The 16,693-nt window shown below is 55.0% G+C and carries 14 protein-coding genes and 4 tRNA genes; 3 read left to right on the forward strand and 15 right to left on the reverse strand.

The features are described from left to right. Nucleotides 1–38 precede the first annotated feature (38 nt). Both ACFCTO_RS02215 and ACFCTO_RS02220 read right to left on the reverse strand, forming a co-directional pair. Nucleotides 39–992 (reverse strand): peptidoglycan recognition protein family protein, encoded by a 954-nt coding sequence (locus ACFCTO_RS02215; RefSeq protein ID WP_020311542.1) that lies wholly within the window; start codon nucleotides 990–992, stop codon nucleotides 39–41. Continuing rightward, on the reverse strand, nucleotides 989–1,900 hold the full coding sequence (locus tag ACFCTO_RS02220) for a PHP domain-containing protein (RefSeq protein WP_292302093.1): 912 nt from the start codon (nucleotides 1,898–1,900) through the stop codon (nucleotides 989–991). Before ACFCTO_RS02220 ends, ACFCTO_RS02215 begins: the two co-directional genes overlap by 4 nt. 251 nt (nucleotides 1,901–2,151) lie before the next feature. Between ACFCTO_RS02220 and gdhA the strand changes: the two genes are divergently transcribed. Together gdhA and ACFCTO_RS02230 are read left to right on the forward strand one after the other, a co-directional pair. Next, the gene (gdhA, locus tag ACFCTO_RS02225) at nucleotides 2,152–3,501 is read left to right on the forward strand and encodes an NADP-specific glutamate dehydrogenase (RefSeq protein WP_298677120.1); all 1,350 of its coding nucleotides are present in this window, start codon (nucleotides 2,152–2,154) and stop codon (nucleotides 3,499–3,501) included. Between the two features lie 481 nt (nucleotides 3,502–3,982). Further along, nucleotides 3,983–4,423: a transposase gene (locus tag ACFCTO_RS02230; protein ID WP_499876319.1), complete on the forward strand. Its 441-nt coding sequence runs from the start codon at nucleotides 3,983–3,985 to the stop codon at nucleotides 4,421–4,423. Between the two features lie 390 nt (nucleotides 4,424–4,813). On the opposite strand, the gene ACFCTO_RS02235 is transcribed toward ACFCTO_RS02230, so the two are convergent. The 5 genes from ACFCTO_RS02235 to ACFCTO_RS02255 form a co-directional block, all read right to left on the reverse strand. After that, nucleotides 4,814–6,121 (reverse strand): hypothetical protein, encoded by a 1,308-nt coding sequence (locus tag ACFCTO_RS02235; RefSeq protein ID WP_499876320.1) that lies wholly within the window; start codon nucleotides 6,119–6,121, stop codon nucleotides 4,814–4,816. Between the two features lie 443 nt (nucleotides 6,122–6,564). Beyond that, a tRNA-Arg gene (locus ACFCTO_RS02240) sits at nucleotides 6,565–6,639 on the reverse strand. A gap of 7 nt (nucleotides 6,640–6,646) precedes the next feature. After that, a tRNA-Arg gene (locus ACFCTO_RS02245) sits at nucleotides 6,647–6,723 on the reverse strand. 8 nt (nucleotides 6,724–6,731) lie between these two features. Further along, nucleotides 6,732–6,805, reverse strand: a tRNA-Gly gene (locus tag ACFCTO_RS02250). 12 nt (nucleotides 6,806–6,817) lie between these two features. Continuing rightward, nucleotides 6,818–6,894 (reverse strand) — tRNA-Pro (locus tag ACFCTO_RS02255). Nucleotides 6,895–7,011: 117 nt separating this feature from the next. Between ACFCTO_RS02255 and ACFCTO_RS02260 the strand changes: the two genes are divergently transcribed. After that, nucleotides 7,012–7,749, forward strand: coding sequence for a type I 3-dehydroquinate dehydratase (locus tag ACFCTO_RS02260; RefSeq protein ID WP_499876321.1), 738 nt, complete (start codon nucleotides 7,012–7,014; stop codon nucleotides 7,747–7,749). 178 nt (nucleotides 7,750–7,927) lie between these two features. Here ACFCTO_RS02260 and gatB read toward each other — a convergent pair whose 3' ends face one another. The 8 genes from gatB to cobJ all read right to left on the reverse strand — a co-directional run bounded on the left by gatB (nucleotide 7,928) and on the right by cobJ (nucleotide 16,681). Next, complete coding sequence (gatB, locus tag ACFCTO_RS02265; protein WP_020309846.1) at nucleotides 7,928–9,367, reverse strand: Asp-tRNA(Asn)/Glu-tRNA(Gln) amidotransferase subunit GatB; 1,440 nt, start codon at nucleotides 9,365–9,367, stop codon at nucleotides 7,928–7,930. After that, complete coding sequence (gene gatA / locus ACFCTO_RS02270; RefSeq protein WP_292262579.1) at nucleotides 9,367–10,824, reverse strand: Asp-tRNA(Asn)/Glu-tRNA(Gln) amidotransferase subunit GatA; 1,458 nt, start codon at nucleotides 10,822–10,824, stop codon at nucleotides 9,367–9,369. Before gatA ends, gatB begins: the two co-directional genes overlap by 1 nt. Nucleotides 10,825–10,839: 15 nt before the next feature. After that, the gene (gene gatC, locus ACFCTO_RS02275; RefSeq protein ID WP_014016522.1) at nucleotides 10,840–11,130 is read right to left on the reverse strand and encodes an Asp-tRNA(Asn)/Glu-tRNA(Gln) amidotransferase subunit GatC; all 291 of its coding nucleotides are present in this window, start codon (nucleotides 11,128–11,130) and stop codon (nucleotides 10,840–10,842) included. A 380-nt stretch (nucleotides 11,131–11,510) separates the two neighbouring features. Beyond that, nucleotides 11,511–12,140, reverse strand: coding sequence for a precorrin-8X methylmutase (locus tag ACFCTO_RS02280; RefSeq protein ID WP_292301976.1), 630 nt, complete (start codon nucleotides 12,138–12,140; stop codon nucleotides 11,511–11,513). After that, the gene (locus ACFCTO_RS02285; protein WP_418519119.1) at nucleotides 12,130–13,536 is read right to left on the reverse strand and encodes a cobyrinic acid a,c-diamide synthase CobB; all 1,407 of its coding nucleotides are present in this window, start codon (nucleotides 13,534–13,536) and stop codon (nucleotides 12,130–12,132) included. The genes ACFCTO_RS02280 and ACFCTO_RS02285 overlap by 11 nt, the downstream gene beginning before the upstream one ends. Nucleotides 13,537–13,861: 325 nt before the next feature. Then, on the reverse strand, nucleotides 13,862–15,082 hold the full coding sequence (cbiE, locus tag ACFCTO_RS02290; RefSeq protein ID WP_481324888.1) for a precorrin-6y C5,15-methyltransferase (decarboxylating) subunit CbiE: 1,221 nt from the start codon (nucleotides 15,080–15,082) through the stop codon (nucleotides 13,862–13,864). A gap of 169 nt (nucleotides 15,083–15,251) precedes the next feature. Next, nucleotides 15,252–15,956 (reverse strand): precorrin-6A reductase, encoded by a 705-nt coding sequence (gene cobK / locus ACFCTO_RS02295; RefSeq protein ID WP_499876322.1) that lies wholly within the window; start codon nucleotides 15,954–15,956, stop codon nucleotides 15,252–15,254. Continuing rightward, nucleotides 15,953–16,681 (reverse strand): precorrin-3B C(17)-methyltransferase, encoded by a 729-nt coding sequence (cobJ, locus tag ACFCTO_RS02300; protein WP_020723783.1) that lies wholly within the window; start codon nucleotides 16,679–16,681, stop codon nucleotides 15,953–15,955. The genes cobK and cobJ overlap by 4 nt, the downstream gene beginning before the upstream one ends. Between the last annotated feature and the right edge of the window lie 12 nt (nucleotides 16,682–16,693).

A 16,693-nucleotide genomic window follows, 5' to 3' on the forward strand; every position in this document is an offset into this window, starting at 1 on the left:
TAATTATATCATAGTTCACTGGCCCCTGCCAGTAGCGATTAGAAGACCGACGCGCCCTGCATGATGATGGCTTCCCGTTCTTTCCGGCTCATCTTGAGGAAATTCGTCTTCTTCAGCTTATCTTCATAAGACGAATCCATACCGTTCATCTTCTGGGCGACATCCTTGCGGATCTGCGGCAGCAGGCTGTAGAGGTTGCGGCCCGGGCAGTCCGTACTGTTGACGTCGCGATGGCCTACGATGGTAGACGGACCCGGCACGATGCTGTAAATCTTGCAGATCCAGGCGACCAGTCCTTCCAGGGAGTGGATCTGGGCCGGCGTGGGGATTTCCTTTTCAAAATTGCCCGTCACATTGATGCCGACGGTATGGTAGTTCTGCCCTTCGGCATGAGCACCGACCGTAGCCAGCGGGCGGCCCCGTTCAATGGTCCCGTCTTTGCGGATGACGTAATGGTAACCGATACCGGCCCAGCCGTTGGCCAGATGGGCGCGATGGATAGCCGCTGCCGACGTATCGCCATCGGGGATACCGACGTGATGGATGACGACCATGTCCGTCTTCGGCCGCAGGAGCAGCGTTTCGCGGAACTGGAAATGCGTTTCCTTGATGGCCATCGGTTCGGCCGGTGCCGCATCGGTCACAGGATTATAGTTGCGCATGACGCCGCGGGCTCCGGCGGGTTTCGCCGACCGCGGGACATTGCCGATGACTGCGGGCTTGGCGGCTGTGCTGGCTGCAGCGGCTGGCTGGGACGATACAGGCGCCGTCTTGCCGGCCTGGTCTTTTTTCGTCTTCCCTGCCTTCTTGGCAGCCTTAGCGGCTTTGGCCTTGGCCCTGGCTACGGCATCCATGTGCTGGTCGACACTGGCGACGCCCGTCGTATAGGCTGCGCCTTCATTGTCGGCAGCACTCGCCAAAGAACCTGTCGTCATGCCCAGGGCCAGACAAAGGGTCAAGGCCAAGGCAGATATCATTTTTTTCGTTTTCACGATACATACACTTCCCCATGTTGTTGTTTGATTTTCTGGCAGAGCCGGTCCCACAGGGCCTGCGGTTCCGGATGGCCGTACGTCCCGAGCCGGATGTGCGGCTTGGCCCGGCCGTGGTAATCGCTGCCCAAGGTCGCCATCAGGCCATAGTCATCGGCAATGCGACGGTAAAAAGCACTCGTCCCTTCGTCGTGATAGCTGCAATAGGCTTCGATGCCATCGAGTCCCGTAGCGATGAGCTCTTCCGTCAGTGGCCGGTTCTGCTTCATATTGGCACCGGGATGGGCCAGCACGGCGACACCGCCGTAGTCGTGGATGATGGCAACGGCTTTGACAAAATCCATGAAGGTCATGGGCACGAAAGCCGGGCCTCTCTGGCCGCAGATATCCCAGCCAAAGTTGACGTATGGCGCGTCGCTCCGCGCCCCACCCGGCCGGTACGGTGCCAGGACGGGACAATCCGCATTGCGCGGGTCCGCCAGGGCGACGCGGGCGATATGGACGGACGCAACGGCATCGCCGCTGCAGAGCTTCCAGATAGCCGGCCGGTCGAGGACGATGCCCAGGGCTTCGACGGCGTCGAGGACCTTTTCTGAAATCGCCCGGCGCTGGCCGTATACATCCTTTTCAATGGCCGCAAAAACAGGGTCCTCGGCATGGATGCCATAGCCGAGAAGGTGGAAATTCTTCCCTTTATACTGGCAGCTGATTTCGATGCCCGGCACCAGGTTCAAGCCCAGCCGGGCCGCTTCCTGCCGCGCTTCCGGGATAGCCCGGGCCGAATCGTGGTCGGTCACGGCAACGGTCGTCACGCCGGCATCGGCGCATTGGCGCATCAAGTCGGCCGGCTCGAATTGGCCATCCATACTATATTTCGTATGCATATGCAGATCAAGCCATGTTTCCATACATGCACTTCCTTTCCTTAAACATCTTCCCTATTATACTACGCTTCTCCGGCCCCTGCCAGTCATGCCGAATTAATTATTCGATTTTTGAATTTTATCGTTTTGAAATATCTATTACTAATTTTTTAAGTTTTTGTTTACATTTTCTAAAATCTTTTCTATAATAGCTCCAACGGATGCAAAAAAGTCATTACGACGCATCTATCGACTACCTCATTACAATAAAATATCCATTCAAAGGAGAATCCATTATGACAGAAATGCAGCAGTATGTAGAAGACGTGCTGGCCATCATCCAGCGCCGTGACCCTGAACAGACGGAATTCCAGAACGCAGCCCGCGAAGTACTGACGTCCCTCGTGCCCATGCTGGAAAAGGAACCGAAATATAAACAGCACCACATCCTGGAACGCATCATCGAACCGGAACGCGTCATCATTTTCCGCGTCCCCTGGGAAGATGACAACGGCGTCTTCCACGTCAACCGCGGCTACCGCGTCCAGGCCAACAGCGCCATCGGCCCTTACAAAGGCGGCCTGCGCTTCCACAAGAGCGTCAACCTGAGCATCTTGAAGTTCCTGGCTTTTGAACAGATCTTCAAGAACGCCCTGACCGGCCTTCCCATCGGCGGCGGCAAAGGCGGCTCGGACTTCGACCCGAAAGGCAAATCGGACCGGGAAGTCATGCATTTCTGCCAGAGCTTCATGACCGAACTGTGCCGCCACATCGGCCCCAACATCGACGTACCGGCTGGCGACATCGGCGTCGGCGCCCGTGAAATCGGCTTCCTCTATGGCCAGTACAAACGCATCCAGGACGCCTTCGATGCCGGCGTACTCACAGGCAAAGGCATTGATTACGGCGGAAGCTTCGCCCGTACAGAAGCTACCGGCTATGGTCTCCTCTATTTCGTCAAAGATATGCTGGACAACAAGAACATCGACATCAAAGGCAAGACGGTCATCGTTTCCGGTTCGGGCAACGTCGCCATCTATGCCATCGAAAAAGCCCAGGCCCTGGGTGCCAAAGTCGTCACCTGCTCCGACTCCAACGGCTATATCTATGACGCCAATGGCATCGATGTCGCAGCTGTCAAGGACATCAAAGAAGTCCGCCGCGGCCGCATCAAAGAATACATCGAAACCCACCCGGATGCAGAATACCACGAAAACAGCCGTGATATGTGGAAAATCCCGGCCTTCATCGCCCTCCCCTGCGCTACACAGGGCGAAATCGACCTGGAATCGGCTAAAACTCTCGTCCAGAACGGCGTAAAAGCCATCGGCGAAGGCGCCAACATGCCGTCGACCCTCGACGCTATGGCTTACTTCCAGGAACACGGCGTCCTCTTTGCGCCGGCCAAAGCCGCAAATGCCGGCGGCGTCGCCGTATCGGCCCTGGAAATGGCCCAGAACTCGGAACGCCTGTCCTGGCCCTTTGAAAAAGTCGACGCTACCCTCAAAGACATTATGCGCAACATCTTTGAAGAATCCCGTGACAACGCCGCAAAATACGGCGTCCCCGACAACTACGTCGCCGGTGCCAACATCACGGCCTTCATGAAAGTCGCCGACGTCATGATTGAACAAGGTTTAGTGTAAGATATAGAAAAGGGCCTGTCGCACGTAATCGTGCACAGGCTCTTTTTCTGTATGCAAAAATATCATCGCTTTATGGTCATTTTTCGGGGACTGTTTGCTCGGACTCAGGAGCGGCTTTGCCGCAATAAACTCTGGAAATCAGGCGCAGGAGCGCCCAAAGGCGGTCTGAGGGATTCTTCGAAAGAGGTTGGCATCGGCCACCTGACCCCTGGCGGGTTCGCGTGCTCCACTCCTCTTGCCGAGAGTGCCATTTGCTGGCGTGCTGAAACTCGCTGCGCTCAAACAAAGCAGCACGCCAGACGCAAATAGCACGCACGGCATCCGGCACGGCCTACCCGGACCGTGCCGGACCGAGGACGTTCCCGCAATGTCACCCACCAGGGGCCAGGCAGCCGTATCCATTAGGGCTGAACAAAAAATCTGAAAAAAAAAAACAAATCCCGGACTGTAAAAAGCCCGGGATTGCGCGTAAAATAGAGTTATGAAGACACTAAATACGCATGTCAATTATACAATATGGGAAGCGCCTTATCAACTGTCACTTCCCTTAAATATTTCATTCCAGATTCCAGATGACGATCCCGTGCGGTTAGTGAAGCTGCTCATAGAAAGGATGGATTTATCACCACTGTACCATACGTATTCTCGTATCAAGAAAAATCAGGCTTCACCACGCCAGTTACTGGCCATCGTCATTTATGCCGGCATGAACCAGATTTTCAGTTCCAGCCGTATCGAATCAGCCTGCCGGAGAGATTTGAATTTCCAATATCTGCTGGAAGGGAAACCCGCTCCCCAGCATGCAACCAGCATCATACTGGCAATGGCCCACAATGTCTTGACCTTACATCACAAGCTGCAATCCGGCAATTTCGGGACATACCTTTATTCCTTAAAAAAAGTGAAAAGAGTGCTTGAATAACTATATACATAGCCAAGGTACACGTTTTTTTGCCGACTGGATGCCGGTCTGTTTTGTGTACCTTTTTTTATACTAAGATTGCGGTTTTTGTATAAAAAATAATCGCCCGTAGCTCCAACTGTAGGCGATTATTTCAACTTATCTTGGGGCTGACCGATTGGCAGCACCTTCTTCTATGCTCATTAGACGAAAAAAACACCCGGTTCGTCAAGAAAAGCAGGCTCAACAGCAACGCTTTGCTAGGCAGTCCGCTTGACGAAAGGGCTGAAATAACGGTATAGTGAATGTGAAAGAGGTCCTGCCGATAGACGGTCGGCCCCAAATATTAGTTGCAAAAATAGCCACTCAAGATGGGGATCCGGAGCGGCTATTTTTGTGTTTTATTTGACTTTATCGTCCGAACGACTGGCTGGAATCCTTTTTAGGAGACAGAATATGTCGTTTTTGCTGGAACCGCTTTTTCTCTTGTTCTTTTTCCTTATACAAGGCCATGACCCGTTGTGCCCGTTTCCGGACAAAGGCCGTCAGGTACTGCAAGGTTTTAGGCGGCAACGGACAAGTCGGATGGTTTTCGAAAGAAAAAGCGGCTAATTTCCGCAGTCCTTCCCTATGCCGTTTCTCTACAAACAGCTTGGCCTGCGTATCGAACCGAAGGGATGCTCCCTGGCCGCCAGCCCCCTGCATATATTCGTCCAGATGGGCTAAATCGTAGCTGCTGGCGTCATACAAGAGTGATCGGCCATTATCGAAAATCGGAGCGGACCTAAGGAATTGACCGGTGTCATTGTCTACCAGGTAGCCGAAATTTGCAAAATGCCGGTCTTTATTACAGATCAGGCTGTCGAGGACCATCATGTCCGCGTACTCCTTCTGCCCATAAATATCCGCCATTTTGACCTGATTTTCCAAATCGCTGTCGTCTAATTCCTGCATATCCAGCCCCTTACAGGAGAAATAGGTATAGGCGTCTACGTATCCTTCCTTGGCACTGGTGAACAGTTTACACAGACTGACGGTTTCCTGGACGCCATCTGAATGGGTGTATTTTTCCAGCTGGTAGTCTACGTGGGGAATCTTCATGATTTGCGCCACTTGCGCCGCATACCATTCGAGGGAGGCCTGCGTACGGCCATCCGACCGGGGCATGAAGTCATCGCCCTTCATGAGGTAAATATCCCCTTTCCGCCTGGTCCAGCATTTTTTCAGGGCCCCGCTGGAAGTGGTTTCCGGCGTGGTGATAATGCCTGGAACTTTGACGCTGTAGCCAGTGAAAGCTACCATCGCCAGCCGTTCGTTGAACGGATGGTCGTATAAGTTACAATCCGCCCATTTTTGCGGGAAATCCTTGGCGGTGATCCAATAAGCATCATTTACCGACAAAGCCTGCGTTACATCGGCATATCGCAACGGGTTCTGGTCGTCGTTGATGGAGCTTAGGATGTTTTCGACGAACTGCCGGTTCTTCGGAGCCTTTCGTTTCTGGATCCATCGGTACAGCTGTTGTTCTGTGACCGTTTTTTCCATAGAGAAGGATTTCGGCCATAAGGCGGCATTTTCTTCATAAATCTTGTCTATATGGATCCGATAGGTCGTATTCTGCGTATAGTTGATGACTTGTTCTTTCTTGTACAGCGAAAAGTCGATTAAGGGGATATCCTTGGATTGTAAGGTATACTCTCTTACTTTTTCAATAGCCATCGTGCATCCTCCTTTCCTTCCATCCTATACATGTGTATAGTATATCATATTATACAATTATACACATGTGTATGTTTCCCGCTCCTTATTTATCTTTTCCCGGATGCGTCAAAGCCCCGAACAGGGCGTAGGCCTTCTTGATTTTAGTCGTGCTCTCCGTTACTCTGAGAAAGGAAAAGTTAGGTCTTTTTTATTTCGTTAGGACTTTCCTGATTACGAATCGAAAAGAATCGAGGTAATCATTTCAGAAGAATTCATCGAATATTATTTAGAAAAAGTTTACAAGCAAAAAAAAGACGATGGACAAATGTCTGAAATTTTCCAGACTTTCATCCATCGTATCACGGTTTTCACGAACTATATTGCCATACAGTATGCGTTCTGTGAGAACCTTCCTATACCCGAAACCCCAGTCATTATGCGGGGTTCTAACAAGTCAAAGATGGTGCGCCTAGAAGGATTCGAACCTTCGCACCCGGTTCCGGAGACCGGTGCTCTATCCCCTGAGCTATAGGCGCAAGTAAGTGGTGACCCAGTAGGGATTCGAACCCTAGACCCACAGCTTAGAAGGCTGTTGCTCTATCCAGCTGAGCTACTGAGTCTCAAAAAATGGAGCGGGTGATGGGAATCGAACCCACATAACCAGCTTGGAAGGCTGGCGCTCTACCACTGAGCTACACCCGCATCGGTCGGTAATGGTCGGAGCAGCAGGATTTGAACCTGCGACCCCCTGGTCCCAAGCCAGGTGCGCTACCAAACTGCGCTATGCCCCGCCAACAAAAAACATTATACAAGAAACGAGATGATTTGTCAACGTTTTTTTATAACCATTGCCAACAAGTCATATTCCGAGTACAATAAAGATAATACGACTTAGGAGGTAATAATATATGCCTAGTGCAATGAGTATTCATTTTGAATCGGACCATCCCTTCATCGCCGTTCCCTTGGAATGTGAAACTATCGAAGATTTGCAGGACCGAATCGACGAAATCTTAAAGAAACCTTACGATATGATTGCCTTTGATGCCGGCTGTTTCAACGGGACCATCAATTTGTCCCAGCTCTGGAACGCCCTGCTGTTCATTGCCCGTGATGCCGAACAGCCGTCGGTCCTCTTCTCGTGCGATAAGCGCAAGCTGCCGGAAATGTACCAGACCGATAACGACTACGCGACGATCCTGCGCTTTGCCATTCGTTCGGCCCTCATCGACGCCGTCAAAATCGAAGGCAGCCTCGACGAAGATGACATCGACGACATCGCCGGTCAGGCCGTCGACCTGGGCAGTGTCCCCATCATCGTCATCCGCGCTGACCAAGGCGCCAAAGCCGATGAACTCGTCCAGAAGATGGAAAGCCGCTGGGACCTGGAAGCCAAGACCTTTGAACTGGCTGTCCCCGTCCAGACGAAAGAAGATATCCAGGCCCTGGAAGATGCAGCTAAAGCCTTCCACGAAGCCCACCACGACGCAACGGTCATCCCACATCCTATCGGCAAAATCGCCAAAGAAGCCATGCTCCAGGGCCAGACCTTCGGTGCGCCCCTGCTCTATACGACAGACGGCGAAGAAACGGAAACCCTGCCGACCAGCACGGCCATCCATAAACTGCTTCATCCGGAAGAATGATATAAAAAAGAGCTTGTCGCACGACGACAAGCTCTTTTAAGTTGTTAGTGGATGGCTTTAAATTTAAAGTTTTTCTCTGAAAACTACAAAATCTGTACTACAAACTATAAAGAGAAAGGGACATCGCATGATGGCATAGGCCTTCATGCGATGTCCCTTTTTAGCTGCAAACTATCTTTTACTGTAAATTCTTGGTCAACAGCTGGTTGACGACGCCGGGGTTGGCCCGGCCTTTTGTTTCTTTCATGATCTGGCCGACGAGGAAGCCGATGGCTTTCTTCTTGCCGGCTTTGTAGTCGGCGACGGACTGCGGGTTGGCAGCGATGACTTTTTTGACCATGTCTTCCAGGGCACCTGTATCGGTAATCTGGACCAGACCCTGTTCTTTGACGACGACGTCGGCTGCTTTGCCGGACTTCCACATTTCCGGCAGGACTTTCTTGGCGATCTTGCCGGAGATGGTCCCTTTAGCGATGAGTTTCAAGAGGCCAGCCAGGTCAGCCGGTTTGACTGGCGAAGCGGAAATGTCGATGTTTTCTTCGTTCAGTTTCTTGGCGAATTCGCCGAGCATCCAGTTGGCTGCTTCTTTGGCATCGACGCCTTCTTTGACGACGGCTTCAAAGTAATCGGCTGTCTGTTTTTCCAGGGTCAGCAAATTGGCGTCGTATTCGGACAAGCCCAATTCATCCTGGAAGCGCTGGCAGCGGGCATCGGGCATTTCCGGCAGTTCCTGGCGGACCTGTTCGATGTATTCCGGCGACACTTCGATAGGAATGAGGTCCGGTTCCGGGAAGTAACGGTAATCGCTGTCCCCTTCTTTGACGCGCTGGAGGATGGTAATGCCCTTGGCTTCATCCCAGCCGCGCGTAGCCTGCTGGATCGTACCGCCTTCGTCGAGGATCTGAGCCTGGCGGACGGCTTCGTATTCAATCCCCTTCTGGACGGCGCTGAAGGAGTTGATGTTCTTGATTTCCGTCTTGGTCCCCAATTTATCCGAACCGACGGGACGGACGGAGATATTGGCGTCACAGCGCATACTGCCTTCTTCGAGGCGGCAGTCGGAAACGCCGAGGTACTGCATGATGGAGCGCAGTTTTTCCAGATACGCTCTGGCTTCGGCACCGCTGCGCAGTTCCGGTTCGCCGACGATTTCCAGGAGCGGTACGCCCGTACGGTTATAGTCGACGCTGGTCGAATCAGAGTTGGCAATGCTGCCGCCGCTGTGGACGAGCTTGCCTGCGTCTTCTTCCATATGGATACGGGTCAAATGGATACGGCGCTGTTTGCCGTCGACATCGATGTCGATGTAACCGCCTTTGCAAATCGGCAGGTCGAACTGGGACGTCTGGAAGTTCTTCGGCAAATCGGGATAGTAGTAGTTCTTGCGGTCGAATTTGCTGAACGGCAGGATGTCGCAATGCAGGGCCAGGCCGGCTTTGACGGCATAATGCAATACTTCTTTATTGAGTACGGGCAGGACGCCGGGCAGGCCTAAGCAGACCGGGCAGACGTGGGTATTCGGTTCGGCGCCGAATTCCGTGCTGCAGCCGCAGAAAATCTTGGTTTTCGTTTTTAATTCGACATGGACTTCCAAGCCGATAACGGATTCGTATTTCATTAAAGTTCAACCTCCCCCATGGGCGACGGCTTGCGAAGGTCCGTCCGATTCTGTTCAAACGTATAGGCCACGCGAAGCAGCGTTGCTTCGTCCAGGGCCTTGCCGATGAGCTGCATGCCGATGGGCAGGCCGTTCTTATAGCCGCAGGGAATGCTGAGGCCCGGCAGGCCGGCCAGGTTCAACGTGACCGTGCAGACGTCGCCGAGGTACATAGCCAGCGGATTGTCGCTGTTCTGGCCGATTTTGAAGGCCGTATCCGGTGCCGTCGGCGTGAGCAGGACGTCGCATTTCTTCAGGGCTTCGTCGTAGTCCTGTTTGATCAGAGTACGGACTTTCATGGCCCGCAGATAATAAGCGTCGTAATAGCCCGAGCTGAGGACGTAGGTCCCGAGGAGGATACGGCGTTTGACTTCGTCGCCAAAGCCTTCCGTACGGGTCTTGATGTACATGTCGACGATATCCTTGCCGTCGACGCGCATGCCAAAGCCGACGCCGTCATAACGGGCCAGGTTGGAGCTGGCTTCGGCCGGCGCGATGATATAGTAAGCGGCGATGCCGTATTTCATGTGGGGCATGCTGACCGGTACGATTTCGGCACCGAGTTTCTTATACGTTTCGATAGCGTCTTCCAGGGCCTTGCGGCAGTCAGCATCGAGGCCTTCGCCGAAGAATTCTTCCGGGACGCCGATTTTCATGCCCTTGACGTCATTGACCAGGGCCTGTTTGTAATCTTTTTCAGCCTGGGGAATGGACGTCGAGTCCTTGGCATCGTGACCGGCGATGGCATTGAGGACGATGGCGCAGTCAGCCACGTCGTTGGTGAAAGTACCGATCTGGTCCAGGGACGACGCAAAGGCGATGAGGCCATAACGGGAAATGAGGCCGTATGTCGGTTTGAGGCCGACGACACCGCAGTACGAAGCCGGCTGACGGACGGATCCGCCTGTATCCGAGCCGAGGGCCCAGACCGTTTCGCCCGAAGCGACAGCGGCCGCCGAACCGCCGGACGAACCGCCGGGGACGCAATCGAGGTTCCACGGGTTATGAGTCAGCTGAAAAGCCGAGTTTTCTGTCGAACTGCCCATGGCGAATTCGTCCATATTGGTCTTGCCCAGGCTGACATAATCAGCAGCCATCAATTTTTCGATGACCGTCGCATTGTACGGCGATTTGAAATTTTCCAGCATCTTCGATGCACACGTAGCCTTCTGGCCTTTAATGCAGATGTTGTCCTTGATGGCACCGGGAATCCCGGCGAGGTCACTGATGGCTTCACCGGCTGCGATTTTGGCATCGACAGCGGCAGCCGCTTCCAGGGCATAGTCGCGGTTATCCGATAAAAATGCCTGTACTTTCGGTTCTACTGTATCTTTATGTGCAAGAAAAGCCTTGGTCAATTCGACAGCCGATACGTCGCCGTTGACCAGTTTTTCATGCAGTTCATGGATGGTTAACATACATACGCCTCCCTGTTAATCCTGGATGACTTTCGGAACTTTGAAATAGCCATCAGCTTGTTCCGGCGCATTCTGAAGCGCTTTTTCATTGGCCAGCGACGGCTGGGGAACGTCGTCGCGCATGACGTTGGACATGGATACGGCATGGGCCGTCGGCTTGACATCGGTCACATCGACCTGGCTCAAGAGATCCATGTACGATAAAATGTCGTTCAGCTGTTTCCCGACCGTTTCCATCTGGTCTTCCTTGACTTCCAGGCGGGACAACAGTGCGATTTTCTTTATTTCTTCGGCACTGATTTTCATACTGACACTCCTTGCAGATATTTTTAGCGTGACAAATCGGAATCATTTGTCAAAATTCAACACATATATAATTTAATCACCTTTTGCCATATTTTGCAAGCCTCATCGCCTGTATGCGATACCGTAAGGCCGCCCCAGAGCCTTTCTGCCTCATCCGATGATGGGCTATGATGGAATCTCACAACGGTCTGCCCTTTGGAACGCAGCCCTAGGCGGGGCCATTTTTACGAGCTGAGGGTCTTCCGAAGCGATGTTGTCAGTTTGATTCTGTCGCGGCGGAACGCCGCATCTGAGTCCGAGCGACCGGCGGCCTGCGAACTGCGGTCTGCGGTCTGCGGTCTGCGGTCTGCGGTCTGCGGGACGCCCAGAAGGCGTCCCATCTACCCTCTCGTCAGGCGGTAGATGAGGGCGTTGCAGATGGCGGCGGCGATGGTGCTGCCCCCTTTTCGGCCTTTGGCGACGATGTAGGGAACGCCGGCTTCCATGATGACTTCTTTGGCATAGACGACGTTGACGAAACCGACAGGGACGCCGATAATCAGGGCCGGCCGCATCTTCCCGGCATCGATGAGTTCCCGCAGGCGCAGGAGGGCTGTCGGGGCATTGCCGACGGCGACGATGACCGGCCCTTCGAGGGCTGCGGCTTTATCCATGGAAGCCTGGGCCCGCGTCGTCCCCTGCGCTTTGGCAGCGGCAGCTACGTCTTCATCGGCCATGAAGCAGACTTTGCGGCAGCCCAGTTTTTTTAGACCCGGCTGGCTGATACCCATGCAGGCCATGTTGGTATCGGTCACGATGGTGCAGCCGCCTTTCAGGGCCGTCAAGGCCTGATTGACGGCGCCAGGGCTGAAACGCAGGTTGCGGACATAGTCAAAGTCGGCACTGGTGTGGACGACGCGCTTGATGATATCCTTTTCGTCTGGCGGCAGGATGATGTCGCCTAATTCGTCTTCAATGATTTCCATGCTGCGCCGTTCGATATCGGCTGGTAAAATGTGTTCAATTTTCATGAGTTCCTTCCTTTCGATGGATACAGGCTGCGACGAAGCGGGCGGCCCAGTCCCTTTTCCCCAGGAAATGGATGTGGGGATAACCGCCGATGAAGTGGTCGTTCGCCATGATGCAAGGCCAATGGCGCTGGCTCCCGGCCTTATAAGCCGTAAAATCATGGCCGTTGTCCGTGCTGTCTGAATAATGGAATTCGTGGGCCGTCACGGTGTCGCCAGCGCAGCAGAGGAGATTGTCTTTTTCAGCCTTCAGGGTGACGTAACCGAAACGCTTTAGGGACGAGGTCATGAAGGTTTCGCCAGGTACGGCGCCGACCCAGGGCCACAGGCGGTCCTGGCTGTCGCGAAAAGCCTGATGGAGATACATGAATCCCCCACATTCGGCGATGCACGGCAGCCGGGCGTCCAAGGCACGGCGAAGGGATGCGCGCATCGACGCGTTCTGGCTCAAGGCCTGGGCATACAGTTCGGGATAGCCGCCGCCGAGATAGAGACCGTCACAAGGCGGCAGTTCCCCGTCGTGGAGGGGACTGAAAAAGACCAGGTCCGCGCCGGCCTGCTGCAGGACCTGGAGGCTGTCTTCATAATAGAAACAGAAGGCTTCGTCTCGGGCGATGGCCAGGACGGCCCGGCCAGGATCGGGATGAAAGGCCGGACTGCCAGACCCGGTCAAAGGCGCTGCCTGGCGGGCACAGGCCAGGAGTTCATCAATGGCGATGGTCTTTTCGGCCTGGGCGGCCAAGGCGGCCATTTTCCCTTGGAGGTCGGTAATTTCATCGGCTGTGACCAGTCCCAGATGGCGGCTGGAAAAAGTGCAGTCCGGCATATCCGGGAAGCAGCCCAGGGCTTTCAGACCCGATGCCTTTTCCCAGATCCCTTTGAAATGCTCATAGACCATGGGCTTGATGCGGTTGACGATGAAGCCGACGACGTGGCTGTCAGCCCGGAAAGCAGCCATTCCCTGCAAGACGGCTGCCAGCGACAGGCCGGCACCGCGGCCGTCGACGACGAGGACGACCGGTGTCTCTGTCGCTGCGGCCAATTCATAGGCGCTGGCCTCTGAACCCGTACCGACGCCGTCGTAGTAGCCCATGGCCCCTTCTAAAATGGCTACATCAGCCGCAGCACCATGGCGCAGCAGCGTCTCCCGGGCAGCTGCGGCGCCCGGCTCGTGGCGGCCGAAGAGAAAGAGGTCCAGATTATACGACGGCGTATCCAGGACCCGGCGGTGGAACATGGGGTCGATATAATCAGGGCCACTCTTGAAAGCGGCCGACGACAGGCCGCGGTCCTTGAGGGCCTGTAACAAAGCGCAGACCACCGTCGTCTTGCCGCTGCCGCTGCTGGGAGCTGCCAAAAGCAGGCGTGGAACCGGCGTTCCTTGTATAGATGAGGGCATGAGGATCTCCTTTCGTGAATGTAAAGTCGTTCATCGTAAGTCGTTCATCGTTCATCGAAAAAGCAAAGGCCCCGGCAGGCCGCAGGCCGCAGGCCACTTTGTAGGGGGCCGTCCTAAGCCTTTTTGGCCCATCAGGTGCCGACCAGCGAGAGGCGCAAGACGGTTGCCAAAACGGACAGCTGTGGCTAGGCGGCCCGCCTTCGCAGTTCGCAACAAGGCTCCCCTGAGAAGGGGAGCTGGCAGTATAGCTGACTGAGGGGTTCTTCCAGCAAAGGCCCCTTGCAAGGTGGAAGAAACCTTCGTACGACAGTACGACAGTCGGGATCTAAGCTTCCCCTGCGTCCTGACGGACAGCTGTCATGATATACACCGGGTTCTGGGCCATCATGAGATGATGCTGGCCGACTCGTTTGCTGCGGGCCGTGCTGACCTGGGTGATGTCCAGCTGGTATCCGTTACGGGCGGCGTAATAAGCGGTGACGGCGGCCAGGGTTTCCAGGCTGATGGCCGTAATGACCATGCGGCAGGCTTCATTCTTGTCATACAGGTCATCGAGGATGGATGCCAGATTGCCTTTGGTCCCGCCAATGAAGGCGTAATCCGGTGCAATGTCCAAGGTTTTCAAAGTCCGGCTGGCATCGCCGGCGACGACGGTGACGTTAGTCAGGCCGAAATGGCCGATATTCTGCTGCAATACAGTCAGGGCCTCTTCATTGATTTCAAAGGCATAGACGTGGCCAAAAGGAGCCTGCAAGGCCAGTTCGACTGTGCACGAACCGGTCCCGGCCCCGATGTCACAGACGACGGCGTCCGCTTCCGGAGCCAGTTTGGACAAGGCGACGCTGCGGATTTCCTGCTTGGTCATGGGGGCTTTGCCGCGCAAGAAGGCTTCGTCGGGCAGACCGTGGACGGGCCGCACCCAGGGCCGGGCTTTTTCGTTTTCTACCATCATGACAGCCAGAGAATCGGCGGGACGGTCGGTGAAATCGGCAGCCGTCCCGCGGAGGATGGTTTCATTATCATAAGATAAATCGCAACCAATGGCTACGGACACCGTATCCAGGCCGGCCTGGCAGAGTTCCCGGCACAAGGCGGCCGGTGAATCGGACCCGCCTGTCAGGACGAAGACTTTCCGATGCTGGCGGACGGCGGCGACGAGGGATTCCCGGCGGCCATGGCGGCTGACGATAAAGGCGTCGTTCCACGTCGTCTGCAAGGCGGCCGCAAAGTAGACGAGGCTGCTGATGCCGGCGATGCGGGTCACCGTGCAGCCAGGGATGTCCGTGAGCAAGGCGGCCAGGCTGAAAAAGCCGACGTCGCCGGACACGAGGACGGCCATGGGTCCTTCCTCATCGGACAAAGAAGCGGCAAGCTGACAAATATCGTCACGCCGGTACGTCGCGACCAGGCGCTTCCCGAAAGCCGCAAAAGGCGCCAGCATCCGCTTATCGCCGACGAGGATGGGCGAAGCCTCTATGGCCGCTTTGGCCTGACCCGTCAACAAAGCCGGATTGCCGGGCCCTGTGCCGATAATATATACGTGCATGGTATGTCTCCTTTCATGGGTGTAGGGGCTGTCGCACGAAATTTTCTGTCATCATGCAACTTCCTCTCGCCTTATAGTTTGTAGTGCAGAGTTTGTAGTTTGCAGAAGGTAGTTTTAAACTTAAAAACATTTACTAAAAACTACAAACTGCAAACTTAATACTCAAAAGTCAACTCCGTTCGATGACGATGACCGTGGCGCCTGTTTGTCTGGCAGCTTTTAATTTTTCCTGGAAGCCGCCGGTGTGGCCGGAGTTCTTGGTGACGACGTAGTGGGCGCCGGTCTGGCGGAACATGGCCGCATTGAGTTCGGTCGTGAAGGGGCCCTGCATACAGATTACGTGGGCCGGCAGGTAGCCTAGATCCAGGGCCCGGTCCAACGACGGCCGGACGGGCAGGATGCGGGCGTAGATGCGCTGGGCATAATCGGGAATCTGGGCAAAGGAATCCAAGTCCTTACTGCCTGTCGTCAAGAAGATGGGCCCCGTCGTGTGGCTCAGGACTTCGACGGCTTCACCGACGGAATGGACGGCGATGCAGCCACCCTGGTCCTCATAGCGGCCGCGCCGGCGCTGGATGCGGCGGTACGGGATGCCGACGGCAGCACAGGCCTGGCGGATATTGGCCGTCACGGCTGTCGCATAGGGATGGGTCGCATCGATGACCTGAGCGATAGCCTGTTCCCGGAGAAATTTTTCCATCTCCCCTTCGTCCATGCGGCCGGTCACGACGGTCACGAAAGGGCTTTCAGGCACTAACGAAGCGCCGTAATCGGTGGCGACGGACACGTAAGCCCGGATATGACAGCAGTCGGCATAATGGGCTAGTTTCCGCCCTTCTGTCGTGCCGCCGGCGATCCATACGGGGCTCCTCATAAGTGATATCCCCGCGGTGTGACCAGTTTGCCATGGATGTTCCGAGTCTGGCTGTTGCCGATGAAGACCGTACAGAACATATCCAGGCGCATCTTGCGCAGTTCGCCCAGGGTCAGGACCGTCACTTCCTGGCCTTCGCGGCCGATATTGCGGACGATGCCGGCCGGCGTATCGGCTGGCTGATGGCGCAAGATGATGTCACAGGCCTTTTCCAGATAGTCTGCCCGCTTCTTGCTGGCCGGATTGTACAGGCAGATGACGAAGTCGCCGGCAGCGGCACAGTCGAGGCGGTTGGCGATTTTTTCCCACGGTGTCAGCAAATCGCTGAGGGAAATGAGGCACGTATCAGCGACCAGCGGCGCACCGAGCAGGGCCGCACCGGCGCTGGCAGCGGTCACGCCGGGAATGACGACGATATCGACGTCGTCATCGGCAGCCACTTCGTGCATGATGCCGGCCATGCCGTAAATCCCGGCATCGCCGCTGGATACGATGGCCACGGTCTGCCCCTGCTTGGCCCGGTCCCGGACCATGCGGCAGCGTTCGACTTCTTTGGTCATGCCCGTCGTGACGAATTCTTTATCAGGAAAATAATGACGTATCAAATCAATATAGGTGTCGTAACCGACGATGCAGTCGCAACCATCGAGGATTTCCCGGGCCTGCAGGGTCATGCCCTGCAGGGACCCCGGTCCGATGCCGACGACATAAATACGATGTTTCATAACCTTTCTCCT

This window comes from Megasphaera indica, from assembly GCF_046614755.1.
GTDB classification, from domain to species: domain Bacteria; phylum Bacillota; class Negativicutes; order Veillonellales; family Megasphaeraceae; genus Megasphaera; species Megasphaera intestinihominis.

What these genes read in the sequence shown, in the direction of transcription:
- ACFCTO_RS02280 (WP_292301976.1), bottom strand. Translation starts at nt 12,140, where the DNA reads ATGAAAATTGAACACATTTTACCAGCCGATATCGAACGGCGCAGCATG.
- gdhA (WP_298677120.1), top strand. Translation starts at nt 2,152, where the DNA reads ATGACAGAAATGCAGCAGTATGTAGAAGACGTGCTGGCCATCATCCAG.
- cobK (WP_499876322.1), bottom strand. Translation starts at nt 15,956, where the DNA reads ATGAGGAGCCCCGTATGGATCGCCGGCGGCACGACAGAAGGGCGGAAA.
- gatC (WP_014016522.1), bottom strand. Translation starts at nt 11,130, where the DNA reads ATGAAAATCAGTGCCGAAGAAATAAAGAAAATCGCACTGTTGTCCCGC.
- ACFCTO_RS02260 (WP_499876321.1), top strand. Translation starts at nt 7,012, where the DNA reads ATGCCTAGTGCAATGAGTATTCATTTTGAATCGGACCATCCCTTCATC.
- ACFCTO_RS02235 (WP_499876320.1), bottom strand. Translation starts at nt 6,121, where the DNA reads ATGGCTATTGAAAAAGTAAGAGAGTATACCTTACAATCCAAGGATATC.
- ACFCTO_RS02230 (WP_499876319.1), top strand. Translation starts at nt 3,983, where the DNA reads ATGAAGACACTAAATACGCATGTCAATTATACAATATGGGAAGCGCCT.
- ACFCTO_RS02220 (WP_292302093.1), bottom strand. Translation starts at nt 1,900, where the DNA reads ATGGAAACATGGCTTGATCTGCATATGCATACGAAATATAGTATGGAT.
- cobJ (WP_020723783.1), bottom strand. Translation starts at nt 16,681, where the DNA reads ATGAAACATCGTATTTATGTCGTCGGCATCGGACCGGGGTCCCTGCAG.
- gatB (WP_020309846.1), bottom strand. Translation starts at nt 9,367, where the DNA reads ATGAAATACGAATCCGTTATCGGCTTGGAAGTCCATGTCGAATTAAAA.
- cbiE (WP_481324888.1), bottom strand. Translation starts at nt 15,082, where the DNA reads ATGCACGTATATATTATCGGCACAGGGCCCGGCAATCCGGCTTTGTTG.
- ACFCTO_RS02285 (WP_418519119.1), bottom strand. Translation starts at nt 13,536, where the DNA reads ATGCCCTCATCTATACAAGGAACGCCGGTTCCACGCCTGCTTTTGGCA.
- gatA (WP_292262579.1), bottom strand. Translation starts at nt 10,824, where the DNA reads ATGTTAACCATCCATGAACTGCATGAAAAACTGGTCAACGGCGACGTA.